Source organism: Lysinibacillus cavernae (assembly GCF_009724685.1).
Classification (GTDB): domain Bacteria; phylum Bacillota; class Bacilli; order Bacillales_A; family Planococcaceae; genus Lysinibacillus; species Lysinibacillus cavernae.
Genome location: NZ_WMEF01000003.1, coordinates 236,613 through 255,465 on the forward strand (window position 1 = coordinate 236,613; position 18,853 = coordinate 255,465).

The following is an 18,853-nucleotide window of genomic DNA, read 5'->3' on the forward strand; positions in this document are numbered from 1 at the left end:
TTTAATTTCCTTTCAAGTAAATCTTAACAAAGTTATAGTAATTTTGTTTTATTAATCAATCCATCTGTATGGTAAGCAATATATCCATTGACTATACGAATCGTTTCTTGAGGATCTGCGTCAAAGAGTACTTTCGATTGCTCTGGCGTTGATACAAGAACTGTTAATAAATCCATACGCATAGAATGCCCAGCAGAGCTATATGCATAATCATAAATGATATTTTCCTCTGTCATGCCTTCTGTTTCATATTGACTATGGAATAAGTCCTTTGCTGCATCCATTTGCTCTGCAACCTGTTGACGAACTCGCATCTGATGCATTAATAATTCCTCTTCAAGAGCTGCTGGCTTCACCCACTTTTTCGCCTGAAGCATTTTCAGAAATTCTTGCTCCCACGCCTGTTCATTTTCAGTAAAATAAAGCATATTGATCATCAGCATATCCCAAAATTCAAATGAAGTTGCTGCTGAATCTCGCTGCATCGCAATTGTTTCTTTAAAGTGTTTTTCCACCTTTGAAATATTCATATTACGAACTAAATGATTACATACGTTTTCAATAAATTTATTTGCCGCTTCTTGTGCCATAAAAAAATCCGTCCTTTATATCTACAAATCATTTTCTTACTTATCATACCATGATTGTGGAATATGGCAACGAACCCCTCTTAATACATTTACCAATAAAAATGATGTCTCCAATTGCATTTGGAGACATCAAAAATAACTTAAGAAAAAACATAGCTATCCATATTATCAATTGTATTTTGAATAGCCTCTTTTAATGATCGCTGTTGTTCACCACAAGAAGCAAGAGCCTCCTCTAATGCGAGTGCGGCATTCGCCATAAATAGGGCCATTTGCAAATCCTTAGCCAATTGAATAAGCACAAGTGCTTTATTCCATTTCCAACGAGGGTTTGTTGAATCTAAATCAATTGCCTGCTCTAAATAGCCAAGTGCATCGAAAGGCATCCAGCCAAATCGATGCATGGTTTGACCTGTTATGCCCCAATACACAGCCTTATTTGGATTTTCCTTTACCGCTTGTTGAAAGCAGTGAACACTCTCCTTGTAATGATGGGCAAATAAGAACAGCTCCCCTTGTGTAAAAAAGGATTGCGCCTTATCAGATGGCGTACCTGTTTTCGCTACTTCTTCCAATTGCTTAATACGATTCGCAAATGTCTCTTCGTCTTTAATTGCACGAATTTCTACAACTAAATCAGATTCTGGATAGCTTTCATTAGCTCGTTCCATATGCTGGATTTCTACATCAGCTGTTGACTTTGGATAGCGATCAAACTCATATTCTTCTAGTAAAGTGATATATTTTTGTGCCAATGCTTTTTCCTCTTCGTTTGTATCCATCTTCGCTAATTTATAGCATTTCATCAGTTCACCATTATAAAAATAATCATCCAATGACATTTACGATTCCTCCAGTGTACAACTTTTCAGTATTTTTAGTATACACTACAAAAACGAAAGAGACTGTATCAAAATAACTTTCGATACAGTCTCACACTTCTCTATTTATTTAACACAACCGTATTTAAAAAAGTACGTAAATCCTCTTCTTTAAGAGCTCCTACAAAACGATTTACTTCTTTACCACCTTCGAAACGAATAAATGTTGGCGTTGCTTCAATATTATATTTATTCCATAAATCTTCATATTCATAGACATTCAATTGTGCAACATCAACGCCTAGTTCATCGGCAACTGGCATTAATACTGGTGTGAATGCTTGACAGTGAACACAAATTGGACTGAAGAAGTAAGCATTAACCGCTTCACCAGCTTCAATTTTAGCTTCTAGTTCATCTGGTAACATAATGTTTTGATAGTTTTTATCGTCTAATTGATCAATTGTTTCTTGTTTTAGCTTTTTATCGCCATAAGGGTTGTTTCCGCTTTCTAATTTACTTTTGTTTGAGACATTGGTAAGCACAATAATTGCTGCAAATAAAACAACAATAACGGAACCAATAATTAATAATTTTTTCACTAGAGTAGTGACCTCCTTTTTTACACTAAAAGCCTAGTTTTAGTGCATTCGCGATTGATTATAAAGTGTTTTGAAAACCTAGTAAACTAATTTGCCTTTAAATGAAGATATTTCACATTTATAACATAATTTTAAGTATATTTGGGAACATACATAATGAGAGATCATGCGAAATTTGAATGTGGGGTGATTAGATGAAAAAATCTTTACAGCATGTTTTTCAAATTTATTCAAAAGATATCCGTAACATTGTCACAAACTGGGTCGTAGCTGTCATTATAGGCGGACTTATTTTCCTTCCTTCTCTTTATGCATGGTTGAATATTTATGCCTCCATGGACCCATACGCCCACACAGCCAATATGAAGATTGCCATTGTCAACGAAGATACAGGAACCACTGTTAGAGATGAAGCGGTCAATGTCGGGAATGAGGTAATAGAGAATTTACGTACCAACGACAGCTTTACTTGGGAGCTAGAAAACGAAAAACAAGCGATGCAGCATTTAAAAGATGGGGACTATTTTGCCATGCTTGTTATTCCCCATGATTTCTCGCAAAAGCTGACCTCCATTCTTACAGATCAACCAACGCAAGCCCATATCGATTATTATGTAAACGAAAAAAAGAACCCTATTGCCCCTAAAATTACAAGTAAAGGTGCAAGTGTACTTACACAGCAGGTCTCGAGTGAGTTTGTGTCAACTGTCAATGGCACTCTTTTTTCGATTTTTAATACGATTGGGATTGAGATGGAGCGTGATATTCCTGATTTTCGCAAATTTGAAAACTATGTCTTTACAATAGAACAGCATCTACCTGATATCAATTCATTTTTGACGCAAGCCTCTAGTCAAGGAAAAGATGCGGATCAATTACTCAATCGGGCCATCACACAAGTTCCCCAAGTGGAACTACTCACAACAAACGGTTTAACGACCATTCAGAAAGGCTTAGACCTAGTTAATGAAGCGGACGCTCTGTTTAATGAGCTCTCTCCTGTCATAAAAAAGGATGTAGCAACTGTTCAAAATATTGCACAGCACTTCACTGCTATAATTAACAAACTAAATAGTCTCAACAATGACCCAACGTCTTTCAACCAAACAAAAGAAGCACTAAAAAATCAGTTGTCGTCGACCAAAGACAACGTTACCAATAGTATTCAAACACTTGAAGCACTCCAAAAATTAATTCAAGCAGATGCTTTGACTCGTAAGCAATTAGATGATTCCCTAACAAATCTCATCGATACTTTACAGCAAAGAAATACCGAAGAGAATCAACAAATCATTGAACAGCTTATAGCTATCCGTGAAACCTTTCAGAATAGTCCTAGCCTCACCGATTCAACATCAAATGCTCTTAACGCGTTACAACAATTGAATATTTTACATGATGATATACTAAAAAAAATGGAACAATTAAAGCCTATAGATAAAGAAGTAATCAAACAAGATATCGCAGCAATCCAAACGATCGCACAAGATGCAACGACCCATTTACAGAAGTTTCTTTCGTACTATAACGATAGTCTTGAGCCGCAAATACGTTCAACCTTGTCTAGTGCTAAAAATACATTAACAAGTGCTTCTGCTATGCTGACGGATGTAAAACAAATTATTCCTCAGGCTACCGATAAATTGACGCAGGCAAAAAACACGCTAGAAACAGCTAATAGTGCTATTCAGAAAATACAAACAGCGTTTCCGACTTTAAGCGCAAAAATTAAAGAATTAGCCAATAAACTTCGAACATTAGAAGATGAAGCTGATATTGCAGGGATTGTGCAATTACTAAAAAATGATGTCAATGCCGAACGTGATTTCTTTGAGGAGCCCATTAAACTAAATGAGCATAGATTATTCCCTATTGCGAACTACGGAACGGCCATGACACCCTTTTACACAGTACTATCCATTTGGGTCGGATGTTTATTGTTAATCTCATTATTATCCGTTAATCTCCATGGGGATACTTCTTACAGTATTCGTGAAATTTACTTTGGCCGACTATTAACATTTGCGACTTTTTCTTTTATTCAAACACTTATCATTACAATCGGGGATATTTTTTTAGTAGATGGCTCCATTCAGGCACCTGCTTTCTTTATCTTATTCGGTCTTTTCATTAGCATCATATTTGTAACCGTAGTGTATACACTGGTCTCCGTCTTTGGGAATGTAGGTAAAGCTTTAGCCATTGTTATGCTAGTGTTACAAATTGCTGGCTCTGGTGGAACATATCCAGTCGAGTTATTACCGAGGTTCTTCCAAATGATTAATCCATTTTTGCCTTTTACGTATGCAATTGAAATGATGCGCGAAGCAGTTGGCGGGATTATTTGGGCAACTGTCTGGACGGACCTTATCTTCTTAGCAGGTTTCTGGTTACTATTTATCCTGTTCGGCTTTTTTTTAAAAAAATTATTGAGCGAGAAAATAGAACATTTCATGAACAAAACACGTGGATTAGATATATTTCATTGATTTTCAACGAGGCTGCCTGTAAATGTTTATGAAAACGATGTTATAATGGCAGTATTGTAAACATGTAGGAGGCGCTATTTTTGAAGAAAACAATTTCTATTTTTGTTGTTTTTGCGTTAATGTTATTAAGTGCGTGTGGTGAAGATAAGAAAAGTGTTAAAACAACCCAAGAAGCGAATGACACTTCTCATGAAGGCCATACGCATGCTTCAGGCGATATTCAGGAAGAAACCGCTTCGGCTGACGTCCTACCATCCTTTTTAGAGGGCCAACAGGAAAATATTCGCTTAGTCTATCAAATCGCTGGACAATCAACTGAGATCCTTGAATGGATGCCTTGCTATTGTGGTTGTGGTGAATCAGCTGGACATAAAAGTAATTTAAACTGCTTTATTGAGGAAAAACGTGAGGACGGAACAATCGTCTGGGATGATCATGGCACACGTTGTCTAGTTTGCTTAGAGATTGCGGTTCAATCAGCACAAATGCATAAAGATGGAAAAAGCCTAAAAGAAATTCGTCAAGTGATTGATGACACTTATAAAGAAGGCTATGCAAAACCAACACCAACTGATATGCCTGCATAAAGAGCAAAGTCTATTCTGTCACGTTAGAGGCCATTAATTGGACATGATTTTTTTAATGTTGCACACTTGATAAAAAATGTACATGACTAATTTCAATTTTAGTGGTGTACATTTTAATTTTGTTCAAATTGAATTCTTAGAAGTTTTAAAAGACACAACAAATTACTTTCGTTCCACAGTTTGATTGAAGCTATAAGTATTGTTGGGTATTACAGGAGTGATTGAGGAAAGGATTTGCATTCATGAAAATCATTCATGAATACAAGTCCTCTACTTCTTTAACGATTAATAAACAACACTTCACTATAGAAAATGAAAGATGATTAGGTTCAATGAGAGTTTAAGTAGAAACCTTCACCATCTCTTGACTCTATTCGAACAATGGCATAATATGCTTTCTAATCAATTCAATTCTATCCTTGGCACGTGGCATAAAGCGAGAAGCAATAGTAATTACCATTTCCTTATTAGGGTTTATGAAAATTACATTTCCACCATCCCCCAAAGCTGCATAGCAATCATCAACAATCCACCACAAGTAACCATATGACAACTCGCCCCATCGACTTTTTTCCTTTGTGCTGTCCTCTATCCATTTGGGAGAAAGAATTTGATTACTGTTCCATACACCACCATTTAAATATAACTGACCTATTTTCGCCATATCCCGTGGCGTTAAAGTAAGTCCCCAACCACCGGTGTTTACACCTTTAGGGTCTACTATCCAACCAGTTACATATTTATCCTTCAGAAAAGCGAAATGTTCTTCTTTATTTCGTATCGATACATTTTTAGGAGCGTTGATGTCAAGAGGTTTAAACAAGCTCTCTGTAGCGAAATCAATCACAGATTGACCAGTTGCATTTGTAAGAACACCTGCTAAAATGTGTGTGCCAACGGTAGTATAGTTAAACTTCCCAAAATCGCCTTTTCCCCCTAGCAAATCTAATGTAGCTTTTACCCAGTCATCACTTGTATAAATCTTTGTATATGGCTCTGACTTGTATTTATAGGGCGCAGTCATTGTCATCAAATTTTTTATAGTGACATTTTGTATTGTTTTTTCGCCACGCCTAATTGTGTATTCTGGAAAAAATTCTAATACTTTCTGCTCCATATTTTTAATATGTCCTTTATCTATTGCAATACCAATTAGAACTGATATTATACTTTTTGTTACAGATGCTATATGCAATACATCATCTTTGGTGTACCCATCAAAATATTTTTCATAAATCAAACTTTCATCTTTTCTAATTACAATGCCTGCTATATTAGAATATTCTTGTTTTATTAACTCTTCAAAGTTGGAAATTGGATTATTAGTCATTCTTACCTTTTTTTATTGATACATTGACGTCAAATATATCAATCATCCCTTTCGTTAAAATGATTAATCAATATTGATGTAAAAAAGAATAATTTATTATAAAATTATTTTCAATTCTTTTTTTACATATATGTGGAAAATCACTTTTTTCAGAATATTGATTGCTTTAGGTTTAGTCTCAGCCAACTTCTCATTTCCTTTTGATTTTAAGGGCTTTAGCAAATACATAACCTGTTAATCCTAGCGAAGCGCTAATGACATAGCATTTATAATTATCTTTTTGTAAGTCTTGTTCGAGTTCATTCGTGTTACTGTACCAAATCGGCCAAGCATATAATTTATCGTTCTCAAATTGTTCTCTGTTCTCTACAAAAAATGCATTCAAATCGACTTCATCAATATCCAACAAAATACTTCCCGCCATTACATGATGAAAAACATGTACTAAATAATTCTCGAATGTAATCGTTACAATCTCATCTGCCACCGTTTCAATCGTTAAAGTTAATTCATTTTCTAGAAAATTCACTGAGTACCCCATTATCACACCATCGTGAATAGATATTGTCATGTCTCCCCCCAAAAAGCTGCGTTGTTTTGAAAAAGAAATAAATATTGCCTAAAGCAACCCTACTATTTTTTTCTAAAGCCCTGTTAGTTGAAGAAGGACGAAGTTATTAAAACTTCTTCTTTTCTGAGCATATCTTTACAAGAAAATAAGAAATTACTAAAGAAATGAATCCGAAAATAAAGGCTTTTAACCAAGATATATCTACATTAAAAGGAGACATTTCCTCCATATTTAACATGTATAAGGACCACCATTCATCCCCTGTCGACAGAAAAACAGAAGCAAACAACCAAACACAAAAAAACATAACAGCCTTTATAAAACAAAGGATTAAATCTTTCATGTTTCTCTCTCCAATTTAGCGACTATACTTTAAATTTACTTTAGCATTCTTCTTCAACTACCTGTTTCGTTAAAAAAAGCGACTGCTCTATTGAACAATCGCACCCCGTTAGTCCAACAAGGAAAATGTATCTATTTATTGATTGAAGAATTGTAAAACAACACCTTTACCTTCTTCTACTTCTACTTCAGCATAAGCACCATTTATGAAAGTGATTTGTGGTGGAACATGACCGCAATCCACGTCATAAATAATAGGTATCCCAAGCTCATCAAAAAGGTCTTTATACACATCTTCAACTGTGTAGTTATTTACAGGCGTATTCGCATCACTTCGACCAAACATAATACCTGAACATTGTTCAAACCAACCAGCTAACTTCATTTGTACTAATGACCTTCTTAAATCTGTTGTGTTCAATTCGCAATTTTCTAAATACCATAATACAGGCTCTCCACTGATATATTGTTTTCTAAAGTTTTGTACATCACCATAAGGTGTACCAATCAAATGTCTTATCACGTCTATGCATCCACCAAGTAAACGACCCTGTATCTTAACTTTTTGATTTGACACAGTTTTCCAATAGGTTTGTTCTGTTAAATTAAAAACACATGGAGATGGAGAATTGTGTTGCCATTCTTTTTGATATTTAGCTGATGAATGTTGAAGGACAGATTCTCCACTATTTGTCGATAATACAGACTGCCACATTGCAGTGGTGTCATCTGAATATTCCCCTCTTAAATCTACAAGATTTGTACCATGAGCAGTAGCTATACCTGTTTTTAATGTGATCGCTAATAATAATGCACTTATATCTGAATAACCTAATACCCATTTATTTTTTATATTTTCAAAATCAATTTTTTCAAGTATTTCAATTAACAGTTCTCCACCCCATGGAGGAATAATGATTTTTATATTATCATCACGCATCATTTCATTAAACTCATCTGCACGTTTTTCGGTAGGTGCGGATTTGGCTTTTTCTTGAGTCCAGACCGTATCACCACAAATGATTTTAAATCCTTTAGATTTCAAACGCTCACATGATTGTTTAAACATACCATGTAACTCAACTTGTACCCCAGATGAAGGTGCCGTGACTCCTATAGTTGCATCTCTTTCTAAAAACGGATATTTAATCATATGTATCCCCCTTATTGTGGTTAACTCTTCTGAAATAGAATTTAAAAAATCTTGGTCAAACATAATCATAATATAGTAACTATCATCAATATTTTCAGCTTTCATTCCATCACTTAAAGATAAAGATTTTATTGAGTTAATTTCCTTTTTCATTTAAAAAAATATTCACTTTTATAAAGAATCTCTTCTAATCAGCATTTAATCTTTGATTGGTTTTTATAAATATTCCTTATTCCACTATCCTTCCCTTTAGATTAAGAATAAACATTCACATTCTTAGGCTGTAGACATTATATCTTCCATCCTACTGCAATATCATTGGAAGTAAATTCAATAACCAATTTAATTTGTGGTGAATAAATAAATCTGTCCCAATTTCTAACTTCTTCAACTCTGTGAATAATTCTAATCAGTTTTGTTTTAATTATATGTTGAAAGTTAAGGTCAATAATATAACATATTTCATTATTTACTTTATGATTTTTAATTACTAGTTCTGCTAATGCACTTTCATAGTCAATAAAGTTAGAAAATATAGTTTTGTAATACATACGTGTCCATTCAATTCCATTATTACAAAATGGAAATTCTCCATATAATTCATCTATGATTTTTTTAGATTCTTCTTTTGATAAAATTTCTACTTTTTCTTCAGATTTCGGAAATAACTCATTAACTTCCTCTAAAACAGTTTCGTAGTCTCTTTTTTCCTCTTCTTCTCTTCCTTTTTGTTTTTGCTCGTCTAGTAACTCTTTTAAACGTTCTTTTCTATCCTTCACTCTATTCATCCTAACTATTATATGAGTTATATATCAATCCCATTACTTTACTAACCCGCCCCCTAAAAGAATCTCTGAATATAAAAAATCAAACATCGTAACAATAATAGACGATACTTATTTTACTTAACGAATAAAGTTATTCCTAAATAGAATATTGTAACGAAATTACTGTATTTTTATTTTGAATGCATCCGTTTGAAACCATTATATTTCTCATTGGTATATTGTCCACTTGAGTCATCCCTACATAAGACATAGCTTTAAATTGTTTTTTCAATCTGTATAATCCTATTGAATGTAAGTTCTTTCCCAATCCTGTTCCCAGAAAATTAGGATGAATGCCTATCCAAAAAATGCGTCCTTCATTGTCCCTATTGGGCTCTATATGGGGAAAAACTACACCAACAGGTTCATTGTTAACTTTATATACTGTAAACATTTCCTCTACTTGTGAGGGGAGTTCGGTCGCCATCCCTGTTAAAAACTTCTCTGCATCAACAAAACTTGTACCCATCACTTCTGATAAAAAAAAGATAGAGTTATTCTCAAAATATGACCATACTTCATAATCTGGTATTGAAACATTTAATGGTGTCATTAAAGATCTCTGATATATAACTCTTTCACCAATACTATCCATTTTAGTCCTAGTCCAATGTAAGCTATCTAATAGAATTTTTGGACACTCAAACCTAACTTTTTTCAGTCTACTACTATGTAATTCATCTAAAAGTTCATTTATAAGCACATCTATTTCGGAAGCAAGATGGAGTTTATTCTCTAAAATTTCTAAAATAATTACACGATCACTTTTTAGGTATTGTATGCCTACTTTTTGTAAATCTTGAAGCAGTTTATCCACGAATTTCACCCCTTTTAATTTTTATATTCTTCAATTACATCAACTTCCTTCTTCCACTATCCTGCTCCGTTTTATAAAAAAAGCGACTGCTCTATTGAACAATCGCCCTTGATTTGTTGAATCACTCTCCTCTATCATAACCGTTCCCAATCAGGATCTTTCTCGTCTTTTTCATTAGGTTTTCTTACAAACTCAATACACCTTTCTTCACAAGCTCCAAATACAATAAAGTTTTTTTGTGCTTGCCTTAAGGATGGAATATTAGCCCCTCCTATACATTCAGGGTCATCAAATTGAACTCCATCGTCTTCCCAAAAACAAATTTTGCAAATAGCATAAGTTCCTGGTGGTTCTTCGTCTAATGTTCTATATCCACAACAAGGACAAGTATATTTCATATAATTTCTCCAATTGAATAAGAGGCGTTAAGAATTCATCAAGTTGTTAAACTTTTTGTCGTAAAGACTTCGCTTTAAAAAATCTGAACGCCAATAATCATATAAATCTTTTCGGCTTGCTTTTAGAAAAGTTTTTAATACTTTTTTAAAATTAGAATTATAAGGAAATAGGATGTCTTTACCTAAGTTTAAACCTTTATTAAAGTACAATGCTGCAGATTCATAATCTTTAATTTCTTGATATAAATAGCCTATTGATATAAATCCACTAGCTAACTCTTCTACTTCGAAATCTTCATCATTTAATTTACTTTTAATAAACTCTATCGCTCTTATTTTTTTCTTCCTCGAAAACAAACCAGAGAAAGAATTAGCCTGTTCTACCACTTCAATATATTTTTTTGAAGGGTCCTTTAAATTGTATTTCAATCATCTATCTCCTTAAAATCTTTTTACACTATTTATTTTTTCATTTTAAAATTACGCTTAACAATAAAAAAGGTGCTACCTCTGCAACCTCATGATATTACGAAAAGCCCCATTAATTGAAGAACTTTAGTTTCTAAATAAAGCGATATTTACGTGAAGATTGCATGATCACCAAAATAATCGTTAACCCAACAACGAGATACCATATTATTTTAAAAGGTACTATGAATAGTAATAAACTAAATAATATAGCTGTTAAAGTACTGACTGTAATAGCTTGTACACTCGTAAATTTATCTTTACTAAAATAATATAACGTGAATGGTAGTGCTAAAGTAAATACCGGAATATAAATTGTTACAATAGATATTTTTATGAGGGCTATTGAAAGCACTGCAATTATGAAACCTATTGACGTAGTAAGTATTCTTCCTACAAGTACTTTACCTGAAAAATAGCCGTATAGCAGAATAAACATAATCGTTAAACTAACACAAATTCCTGTTATTAAAACAAATGAATGGCCTATGAAGAAAGCTGCTATTGAGAAACAAACGACAGAAACGAATGGCAATAGCAAAATAGAAGGATTTTGCGCTCTTTCTATATTCATTACATTTGTAAAACCTACAAGAAATAGTAAAGTAAATGGAATCGTCAAATAGCCTAATTCGATAGCACTACCTAAACTAATATGACTAACCTCGAGTTTTCCGACCATTATTATGACAAGTGACGCACAAATTTCACCAAGCAACCCCCAAATGCTTGATAATTTAAAAGCTTGAGTAAGCTTATCTGAAATTACAATTAAAAAGATACCAATAAACAAAGCTACATATAACAAATTTTACCCTCCTCAAATAATTCTTTAGCAAATACATATTCTTAATTAAATTATACATTATATGTAAAAAAATAACACAAATACCATGGCTATTCTTATTAAATTAATCCTACATCGTTCGTATAAGTACATTTTTTACAAGAAATTTTACAATGTTCGTTTCACCTTATCCCACCAAATAACTTAAAAATAAAAAGATAGAATCAACAACGAATTGTGATTCTATCTTTATTTAAATGCTGTGTAACTCATTGTTGAATTTTATAAAAGCACGCGACTTTTTATTGTTTCAATTGATTTTTCTTCCTTTTACGAAGGATGATGTATAGAATAACTGCGATGACCATAATAAGCCCTATAAATTCCGCAATTAAGACAAATGATATTTCTCCTTTTTTATCCACTTTCACATCACTATTATTATCGTTTTGATCCACTGCCACTACAAATTGTCCTTCTTTCGTTTCTATCGCAGCAGCTGTCGGTGTATCAGTTTCTTTTAAATGTGCATAAAAATCTCCTTTTACGGAAGTCTCATCTAACGATTGAATCCATAATAAAGGTTGTTTCGATTGCCAGAAGTTCTTCGACACATAAGCATATTGATTAATCGCCTCAGGTAAAAATCCTTGTTGGATTAACTGTTCTGATGTATGAGGAATAGTTGCAGCATGTTGTGAAAGCCATGTCAGATGATTAATATCTCCCATAAATATTACTGCATGTTTTTGTAATTCTTTCTCTGAGACATCCCTGTCCTTCTTCAGTGTGATTTGCGCCATTTTTCCATTCATCATCAATGCTTTATACATAGATACCATTGTGGCATCTTGAATCGTTTCATTATCAGGAATAACCACTAACGTATTTTCATGAAAGGCATTGGGAAAATCGCGTAAGGTAAAGGTCGGCTCGGCTGCATCTTTTGTAATGGATAACGAGCTGTCACTATCAATATACAGCCAATATCTTTCATTGGTCGTTTCACATGGATCTTCTAATTGGAAACCCGTTACCTCAAATCGGATATCTGTCATTGATTGTTTATTTAACACATTGGTTTGAATTGGTATCGCTACCTCATACATATCTGCTGTCGTTTGTTCTAATTTTCGTAAATCTACCGAATGTGGGACATTATTGATATAGACAATTAATTCGAGTTTTCGATCCTCATCCTCTTCACTGCTTGGTATAGTAGCTGATTTTTTTAATACCAATTGCATAACTGCTTCTTTATTTGCCTCTAATTGTGGCAAGGAAACATAATAATGAGGTGTCATTGTAGCTTGACTAGACAAAAGTCTGTCCTCAAAGCCAAATTGTTTGAATGGAATGATTGTATCAGATGTATGTTCTAATTTCGGTACATCTTTAATTGCTATAGTATCACCAATTAATTGCTCGAACAGTCTAGCTTCTGTTAAAAAGGATAGTCGATCTTGAATAGTCTGTGCACGTGAAGAAGTCACAGCTAAAAGTGGTACCTTTTGATTAGAGTCTGTATTCAGTAGTTCTTGCATTGTAAGTGTCATCGAATCATCTGTAACATTTACCTTTTCTAATATAATTTTAAATAGGTTTGTACTAAATTCATTTTTTGCACCTACGAGTACGATTGGCCCAGACACCTTATTAACAGCATCTTCACGTTTAATCTGAACATCTGTGTTACCATGTTCTGATAGATAGGCTGAAAGCTGGTATCCACTATTTAAAGTGGCTTCAGAAGCTTGCTTTGGTAAAATAACCGTTGTTGTATATCCCTCATAGCCCAAAAATGCTGTAGGGTAACTATTTAATGACCAGGCTTGGCGTTCCTCATTAAATGCTGAAATAGATGACAGTATTTCAATCCGCAACCAATTACCAGCATTACCAGGAGGAACACAAATCCCTTCTTTAAGAATTCCATAAAAACTTGCTGTAATTTTATGAGAACCTTGTAGGAGTGCTTCTTTTGGAAGGTTGACTGTAACAGTCTGTTTTAGTAAATCTGCTTTCAACGGTACTGTTTTGAGCGCAACATCATCCACTTTCACTGTGAAGGAGGATGGTGCTATTAATAGTTCTGAATGTTGGATGTGAAATGTAACTTGTTGGTTATTTGACGGTACATCCTCGGTTAGATTGTAATAAAAATCTCTGGACGAAGAAGGTCCCTGTAATTCTATTGGTTGTGCTAATAAAGGCTTGTTCTGCTGTTGATTGCCTTCAATTGCAATTGTTTTGTCATCCACGGTAATGGTAGCCGCAACTGCATCGTTAGCTAAACATAAAAAACCAATAAAAAATAAAAGTAAATAGAAGAATTTGGCTCTCATTATTCCGCTCCTTTATCTGATTGCTTTGAAAATCGCTCTGTTTTATACCATTGAACTTCTTGTCCAGTAAACATGCGTTTTATTTCTAACAGTAATGACCAAACGACTAGTACGATCCACATTTGTGAATAAGTAAAATACATAAGTATGACATAGAAGAAATTTTTTCGATTCATTTCTGTTTTTTCAATACTTAAAGTAATCATCACTTCACCTAGGAATAGTAAAAAGGCTAAAACCCATAAAACAAGGGCAATGTCGCCAACGGTCAAGCCGATATCATAAAATAAATTAATAATAAATAAGGCATTGGATAAAATAACGCCAAAGAAAAATAAGAAATAAGTAAAGAAGAAGTAAAATAAATCAAAAATAATACTTTTTCTTTTTAGTGTGAAAAATTGGCTTAAAAACTTCAGGACTACATATTGATTGCCCCTTGCCCACCTTGTTCGTTGCTTCCACCATACTTTTAAAGTTTCTGGCTCCTGCTCCCAAGTAATAGCTTTTGGGAAAAAGCGAATGTGGTAGCCTAAATTATAGACACGAATGGTCAGTTCTGTATCTTCGGCTAATGCTTTTACATCCCATCCACCTAACCGCTCTAATACGGAGCGTCTAATAGCAAAATTGGTCCCCGGAATGGTTGCCACCTTAAACCATTTCCAACGTCCCCCTTGAGCCATCCACTGGAAACATATCGTTTCAATATTGATAAATCGTGTTAACCATGTTTCAGCTGCATTGATGACACGAAATTTCCCTACTGTTGCAGCTGCTTTAGGATCATTCATTAGCCCCATTACTAAATACCAAACTGCCATTCGCTCAGGTGTATTATCAGCATCATAGACCACTACAATATCCCCTGTAGAATCGGCTAAAGCTGAATTTAATGCCGAGGATTTACCTTTACCTTTGTTAGGCTCTACGGTTTCAATGACACGAATAAATGAAAATTTTTCAGCGTATTTTAAGGCGATTTCACCAGTTTCATCTGAGGAGTTATCATTAATGACAATGACCTCTAATTGATCTTTTGGATAATATAAGCGAGACATGGCCCTTAGTGTTTGTTCAATCACAATCGCTTCATTGTGAGCGGGTATAAAAACACTGACTGAGGGAACCTTGTCCATTTTTTTAGACCAATCATCAATGGGCTTTTCAAATGAACGAAAGTGTAAATAACCACCTTCCATTAAAAACATATGGTATAGCAGCATTATCCAAATGAGGAAAAGTGAAATAAAGAATAATGTATTAGCCATTGGTTTTCCTCTCCTCAAATAATCTCTTACGTAAAGTAATACGTAAACGCAAGGTACTTATAAAAAATAATGTAACAAACATGGAAACAATCAAGACTAGTACCCATAAGATTAATTCAAATGGTCGTTCATCAAATAAAATTTTTAAACGTTCTATTTTAGAAAACGATAGATGAATGGTTTGTTCACCATTTTCATGTTGTACGATGGAAATATTTTCTGATTTTACTTGTTGTTTCGTTTGTCGGAAATTGAATAGCTCAATTTGTGGATGTTCACTTAAATAATCTACAAGACCCTTTACATAGGTCGCATTCAGATAAGCTGGATATTGAATGCCAATGACAGACCTAGGAACTTTTAATAAAAGGTCTATTTTCTGTTTCACAGGATATAAAGGATAGATATCCCTATCCACAATCGTTCCCACCGTCATCGGATATATTGTGTGATGTTCTAATTGCGAAAGATATAGTTGTTGATCTCCTTGTTGGATATTCCCTTTAAATAGGGAACTATCCCCACGATTTATTGTAGGAATGATTTTACGAAGAACTAAATAATTAAGACTTTTTTCAGTTGAAATGGCAGAAGAAAGGATGAATGGATAACCTTCTTTTTGTAATTTTTGTAAATAGCTCAATAATTTTTTGTTATCGTGTAAATAATATGATTTGTTTTCACTTTCATCCAATAGGATTGGCGTTACTTCAAGAGCAATCGGAATTCTTTTTTCAGAAAATTCCATCACCACCTCTTGTAACGTTTGTACATCTGTCTTCATATTAATATCTGTTAAAACAATAAAGGCAGGATGTATTTGTGGCTTTGGTAATTGCAAAAGCTCACCTATAATAGCTGGCCATTGATACTGCATTGTGTCGCTATTTATGAAATCTCCGATATAAGACCAATTGTGCTTTTTCATGATAAAAGGATAGGACTGATTTAAAGATGAAGCCATCTTTACTACTTCATAATCCACAGATGGTTTTACACTTTTCCACTGAACAGGACTGTTTAAACCTTCTTCACCTATAGCTCGAAGTTCCACGATTGGACCTACCTGCCATTTGGAAAAAGGGGAAAACTGGAGAGCATTTTCACCAATCATCACTGCTGGCCCTTGAAATTGATCCACTGCAGAGCTTGCATTTTGTGGAATGTTGGTTGGATAAGTATTTAAAACGACCATACGTTTATATGGTTGAAGCATCTGTTGGTTTACTTCCTCTATCGAGAAAACATCTACTGACGTATAGACCTGAAGTATCTCTTGTAATGCTCGTACATCATTATTTGGCTGTTGGGTACTTGTGGCGAAGATCAACGCAATGTCCTTCTCAGCTTCTGCTGCATGTACTGTTTCACTTTTTACGAAAGTATAAAAACAAAGCAATCCAATGGCGAGCCAAAAGCTATATTTAGAGCGCACTTGTTTTCATCTCTCTTTCCAGTTCTGCTAAACGTTCATCAAACGTGGATTCCATAAGTGGATGATAGGTAAAGAAGCTAGTTTTATAACTTAACGTAACCCATCTCCCGTTTAACAATTGGTGATTTTTTAATGCTTGGTCCAATTTGTCATAAATAACTTCCATATGGAGGTCTGTCGTATCAATTAGCAGTAACCCAATATAATTTTCACGAAATCGAAATTTTTTATCTGTTTGTCTGACTGTCTGTTGAATTTTCAGTGAAAGCTGTTGCCATAAATGCTGCGCTTCTTTAGCCCCATAAAGCTTTTGGAATTTATCATAATTCTCAAGCTTCAATAGCACAAAGACAAAAGTATGCTTATGACGATCTGCCCTACGCATCTCTTCATTGACACTTATTCGCATACGTGTTTCATTATCAAACCCGGTTTCAACATCAATGGCTATATAGTTCCTTACATCTGCTTGCAATTTTCTTAAATAGTTTTCCTGTTCCTTCATTAATTCATGTACCTTCCCTGCACAAAGAATTAATAACAATAACAAAATTCCGTATGCGAAAAACATCTGCATGGAAAAGGAAGGGCTTAAAAATGTCACTGTTCCGGATATGCCAGTATAGAGTAAGGTTGTACCTGTAATAAAAATAAATACTAAGCTACTTATTAGCCCAATCACGGTCCCTTTCCAAAGTGTGAGGACAATTAAAAGCATTAAAAAAATGTATAGTAATAAACCATCCACATCTTGACGCAGTAAAAAATATGCAGGTATTTGTAACAATAAAATGAGTAAGGTTCCGTAAACAAAAATAGCTCTATTTCTAGTCATTGTTGTACGCATTTTCTACCTCCCTTTCTGCTAATAGTGGTAGTAAATTATCAAAACTATGTGTGGACTGTGTATTTTTATCGACATAGCCTGTTGAAGCATCTTTCAAGTCTGCCATTTTGCCAATGAACTGCTGTGCCATTTGTCGCTCGCCTATTGCAAGCATATATCGCGCTGCCATTGCATAAACGGCCGGTGACTCATAGCTAACGGTCGGTTGATTCGTTTGTGCATTATAACGACCATATAATTTCCCGTCTCTTTTCAGAAGATTTAACAGCCAGTCTTTAAATGGTACTGTGTCACTTTTCGTAGAAGCTAGATGATAAGCTGTATATAATTGATCAATCATGTGCAGTTCTTCGTCAAACACATATTGTTTAGAGGGAATATCATAATATTTCGGAAAGAATCCTTCTTCCGCTATTGGAGCATTTTGTAAAATATCTACTTGCTGCTGAACTTGTTGTTGTGATAACAGTCCGTGTTTCTCCATCTGCTGGAAGGCTGATGGCATAATATAGCTCATTGTTAACGTGTTCGCTTGGTGATGGCTATGAATATCTACAAAATCTACAAATAGTTCCTGATTCATCCCATATTGAACCAAATTATCTCCAATTTTTTTACCCAATTGTACATAAGTTGAATCCTGCCATTTTTCACCAGCTTCTAGTAAAACACGAATGATTCGTAAATCATCAATCAATGCATTAACAGAAGCTTTTTTTGAGCCTTCTATTCGCCAGACAATAAAGTCATTTGTTAAAAAAAAGGACTTCATGACGCTCATTTGATCATTGAAACGAGTCTGATCATCTTTTTCTAATAAGTAAGCAAGCCATAACCCTATGGACTCAGATAAATATAGATCATTTTGGTTAGTTAAATCTGTGCTTAACAACCCTTTATCATTCATTAAATCTTGAATGACAAATTGCTCCGTCGGTGAAAGAGGTTCTTTTGGCAAAGCTACTTTTTTACCCGTACAACTAATTGAAAGAAGGACTACACTACTGATTAACAGAAACCATTTGAATTTTACAATTTTTTTCAAAGTCATCATCCTCAACAATCGTTATCTTTCTATAATGAAATCCCGATTTTATATTATAGTATACATCAGATAGATTGGCTAAACTTTTACATGAGTAGAGTCCTATATTATCCAAACTCAATAAAAAA

At 34.2% G+C, this 18,853-nt stretch carries 19 protein-coding genes; 2 read left to right on the forward strand and 17 right to left on the reverse strand.

The genetic code is table 11. The features are described from left to right. Positions 1 to 32: 32 nt before the first annotated feature. The 3 genes from GJU32_RS08850 to GJU32_RS08860 all read right to left on the reverse strand — a co-directional run bounded on the left by GJU32_RS08850 (position 33) and on the right by GJU32_RS08860 (position 2,013). Positions 33 to 590 (reverse strand): hypothetical protein, encoded by a 558-nt coding sequence (locus GJU32_RS08850; RefSeq protein ID WP_155591584.1) that lies wholly within the window; start codon positions 588 to 590, stop codon positions 33 to 35. Positions 591 to 730: 140 nt separating this feature from the next. After that, a complete protein-coding gene (locus tag GJU32_RS08855; protein WP_155591585.1) occupies positions 731 to 1,432 on the reverse strand; it encodes a tetratricopeptide repeat protein in 702 nt (233 codons plus the stop codon). A 101-nt stretch (positions 1,433 to 1,533) separates the two neighbouring features. Then, positions 1,534 to 2,013, reverse strand: a complete 480-nt coding sequence (locus GJU32_RS08860; protein WP_155591586.1) for a thioredoxin family protein — start codon at positions 2,011 to 2,013, stop codon at positions 1,534 to 1,536. Positions 2,014 to 2,207: 194 nt separating this feature from the next. Between GJU32_RS08860 and GJU32_RS08865 the strand changes: the two genes are divergently transcribed. Both GJU32_RS08865 and GJU32_RS08870 read left to right on the forward strand, forming a co-directional pair. Beyond that, positions 2,208 to 4,502 carry a YhgE/Pip domain-containing protein gene (locus GJU32_RS08865; RefSeq protein WP_155591587.1) on the forward strand — a complete coding sequence of 765 codons (2,295 nt, stop codon included), beginning with the start codon at positions 2,208 to 2,210 and terminating at the stop codon, positions 4,500 to 4,502. Between the two features lie 80 nt (positions 4,503 to 4,582). Next, positions 4,583 to 5,089: a PCYCGC motif-containing (lipo)protein gene (locus GJU32_RS08870; protein WP_155591588.1), complete on the forward strand. Its 507-nt coding sequence runs from the start codon at positions 4,583 to 4,585 to the stop codon at positions 5,087 to 5,089. A gap of 370 nt (positions 5,090 to 5,459) precedes the next feature. On the opposite strand, the gene GJU32_RS08875 is transcribed toward GJU32_RS08870, so the two are convergent. The 14 genes from GJU32_RS08875 to GJU32_RS08940 all read right to left on the reverse strand — a co-directional run bounded on the left by GJU32_RS08875 (position 5,460) and on the right by GJU32_RS08940 (position 18,731). Next, positions 5,460 to 6,419 carry a serine hydrolase domain-containing protein gene (locus GJU32_RS08875; protein WP_155591589.1) on the reverse strand — a complete coding sequence of 320 codons (960 nt, stop codon included), beginning with the start codon at positions 6,417 to 6,419 and terminating at the stop codon, positions 5,460 to 5,462. 190 nt (positions 6,420 to 6,609) lie between these two features. Continuing rightward, positions 6,610 to 6,990, reverse strand: coding sequence for a hypothetical protein (locus GJU32_RS08880; protein WP_155591590.1), 381 nt, complete (start codon positions 6,988 to 6,990; stop codon positions 6,610 to 6,612). A gap of 106 nt (positions 6,991 to 7,096) precedes the next feature. Then, positions 7,097 to 7,333: a hypothetical protein gene (locus GJU32_RS08885; RefSeq protein WP_155591591.1), complete on the reverse strand. Its 237-nt coding sequence runs from the start codon at positions 7,331 to 7,333 to the stop codon at positions 7,097 to 7,099. A gap of 135 nt (positions 7,334 to 7,468) precedes the next feature. Continuing rightward, positions 7,469 to 8,485, reverse strand: a complete 1,017-nt coding sequence (locus GJU32_RS08890; protein ID WP_155591923.1) for a S66 family peptidase — start codon at positions 8,483 to 8,485, stop codon at positions 7,469 to 7,471. Between the two features lie 290 nt (positions 8,486 to 8,775). After that, positions 8,776 to 9,264, reverse strand: coding sequence for a CDI toxin immunity protein (locus GJU32_RS08895; RefSeq protein WP_155591592.1), 489 nt, complete (start codon positions 9,262 to 9,264; stop codon positions 8,776 to 8,778). A 145-nt stretch (positions 9,265 to 9,409) separates the two neighbouring features. Next, positions 9,410 to 10,129 carry a GNAT family N-acetyltransferase gene (locus GJU32_RS08900; RefSeq protein WP_155591593.1) on the reverse strand — a complete coding sequence of 240 codons (720 nt, stop codon included), beginning with the start codon at positions 10,127 to 10,129 and terminating at the stop codon, positions 9,410 to 9,412. Positions 10,130 to 10,263: 134 nt separating this feature from the next. After that, on the reverse strand, positions 10,264 to 10,527 hold the full coding sequence (locus GJU32_RS08905; protein ID WP_155591594.1) for a CPCC family cysteine-rich protein: 264 nt from the start codon (positions 10,525 to 10,527) through the stop codon (positions 10,264 to 10,266). A 27-nt stretch (positions 10,528 to 10,554) separates the two neighbouring features. After that, entirely contained in the window at positions 10,555 to 10,956 is a 402-nt protein-coding gene (locus tag GJU32_RS08910; protein ID WP_155591595.1) for a hypothetical protein, read from the reverse strand. Positions 10,957 to 11,089: 133 nt separating this feature from the next. After that, a complete protein-coding gene (locus tag GJU32_RS08915) occupies positions 11,090 to 11,803 on the reverse strand; it encodes an MraY family glycosyltransferase (RefSeq protein ID WP_155591596.1) in 714 nt (237 codons plus the stop codon). A gap of 281 nt (positions 11,804 to 12,084) precedes the next feature. Continuing rightward, positions 12,085 to 14,127, reverse strand: a complete 2,043-nt coding sequence (locus GJU32_RS08920; protein WP_155591597.1) for a cellulose biosynthesis cyclic di-GMP-binding regulatory protein BcsB — start codon at positions 14,125 to 14,127, stop codon at positions 12,085 to 12,087. Beyond that, positions 14,127 to 15,398, reverse strand: a complete 1,272-nt coding sequence (locus GJU32_RS08925) for a glycosyltransferase family 2 protein (protein ID WP_155591598.1) — start codon at positions 15,396 to 15,398, stop codon at positions 14,127 to 14,129. Before GJU32_RS08925 ends, GJU32_RS08920 begins: the two co-directional genes overlap by 1 nt. After that, a complete protein-coding gene (locus GJU32_RS08930; RefSeq protein WP_155591599.1) occupies positions 15,391 to 16,833 on the reverse strand; it encodes a DUF2334 domain-containing protein in 1,443 nt (480 codons plus the stop codon). Before GJU32_RS08930 ends, GJU32_RS08925 begins: the two co-directional genes overlap by 8 nt. Beyond that, a complete protein-coding gene (locus GJU32_RS08935; protein WP_230874992.1) occupies positions 16,823 to 17,668 on the reverse strand; it encodes a diguanylate cyclase domain-containing protein in 846 nt (281 codons plus the stop codon). Before GJU32_RS08935 ends, GJU32_RS08930 begins: the two co-directional genes overlap by 11 nt. Continuing rightward, the gene (locus GJU32_RS08940) at positions 17,661 to 18,731 is read right to left on the reverse strand and encodes a glycosyl hydrolase family 8 (RefSeq protein WP_155591601.1); all 1,071 of its coding nucleotides are present in this window, start codon (positions 18,729 to 18,731) and stop codon (positions 17,661 to 17,663) included. The genes GJU32_RS08935 and GJU32_RS08940 overlap by 8 nt, the downstream gene beginning before the upstream one ends. Positions 18,732 to 18,853: the final 122 nt, after the last annotated feature.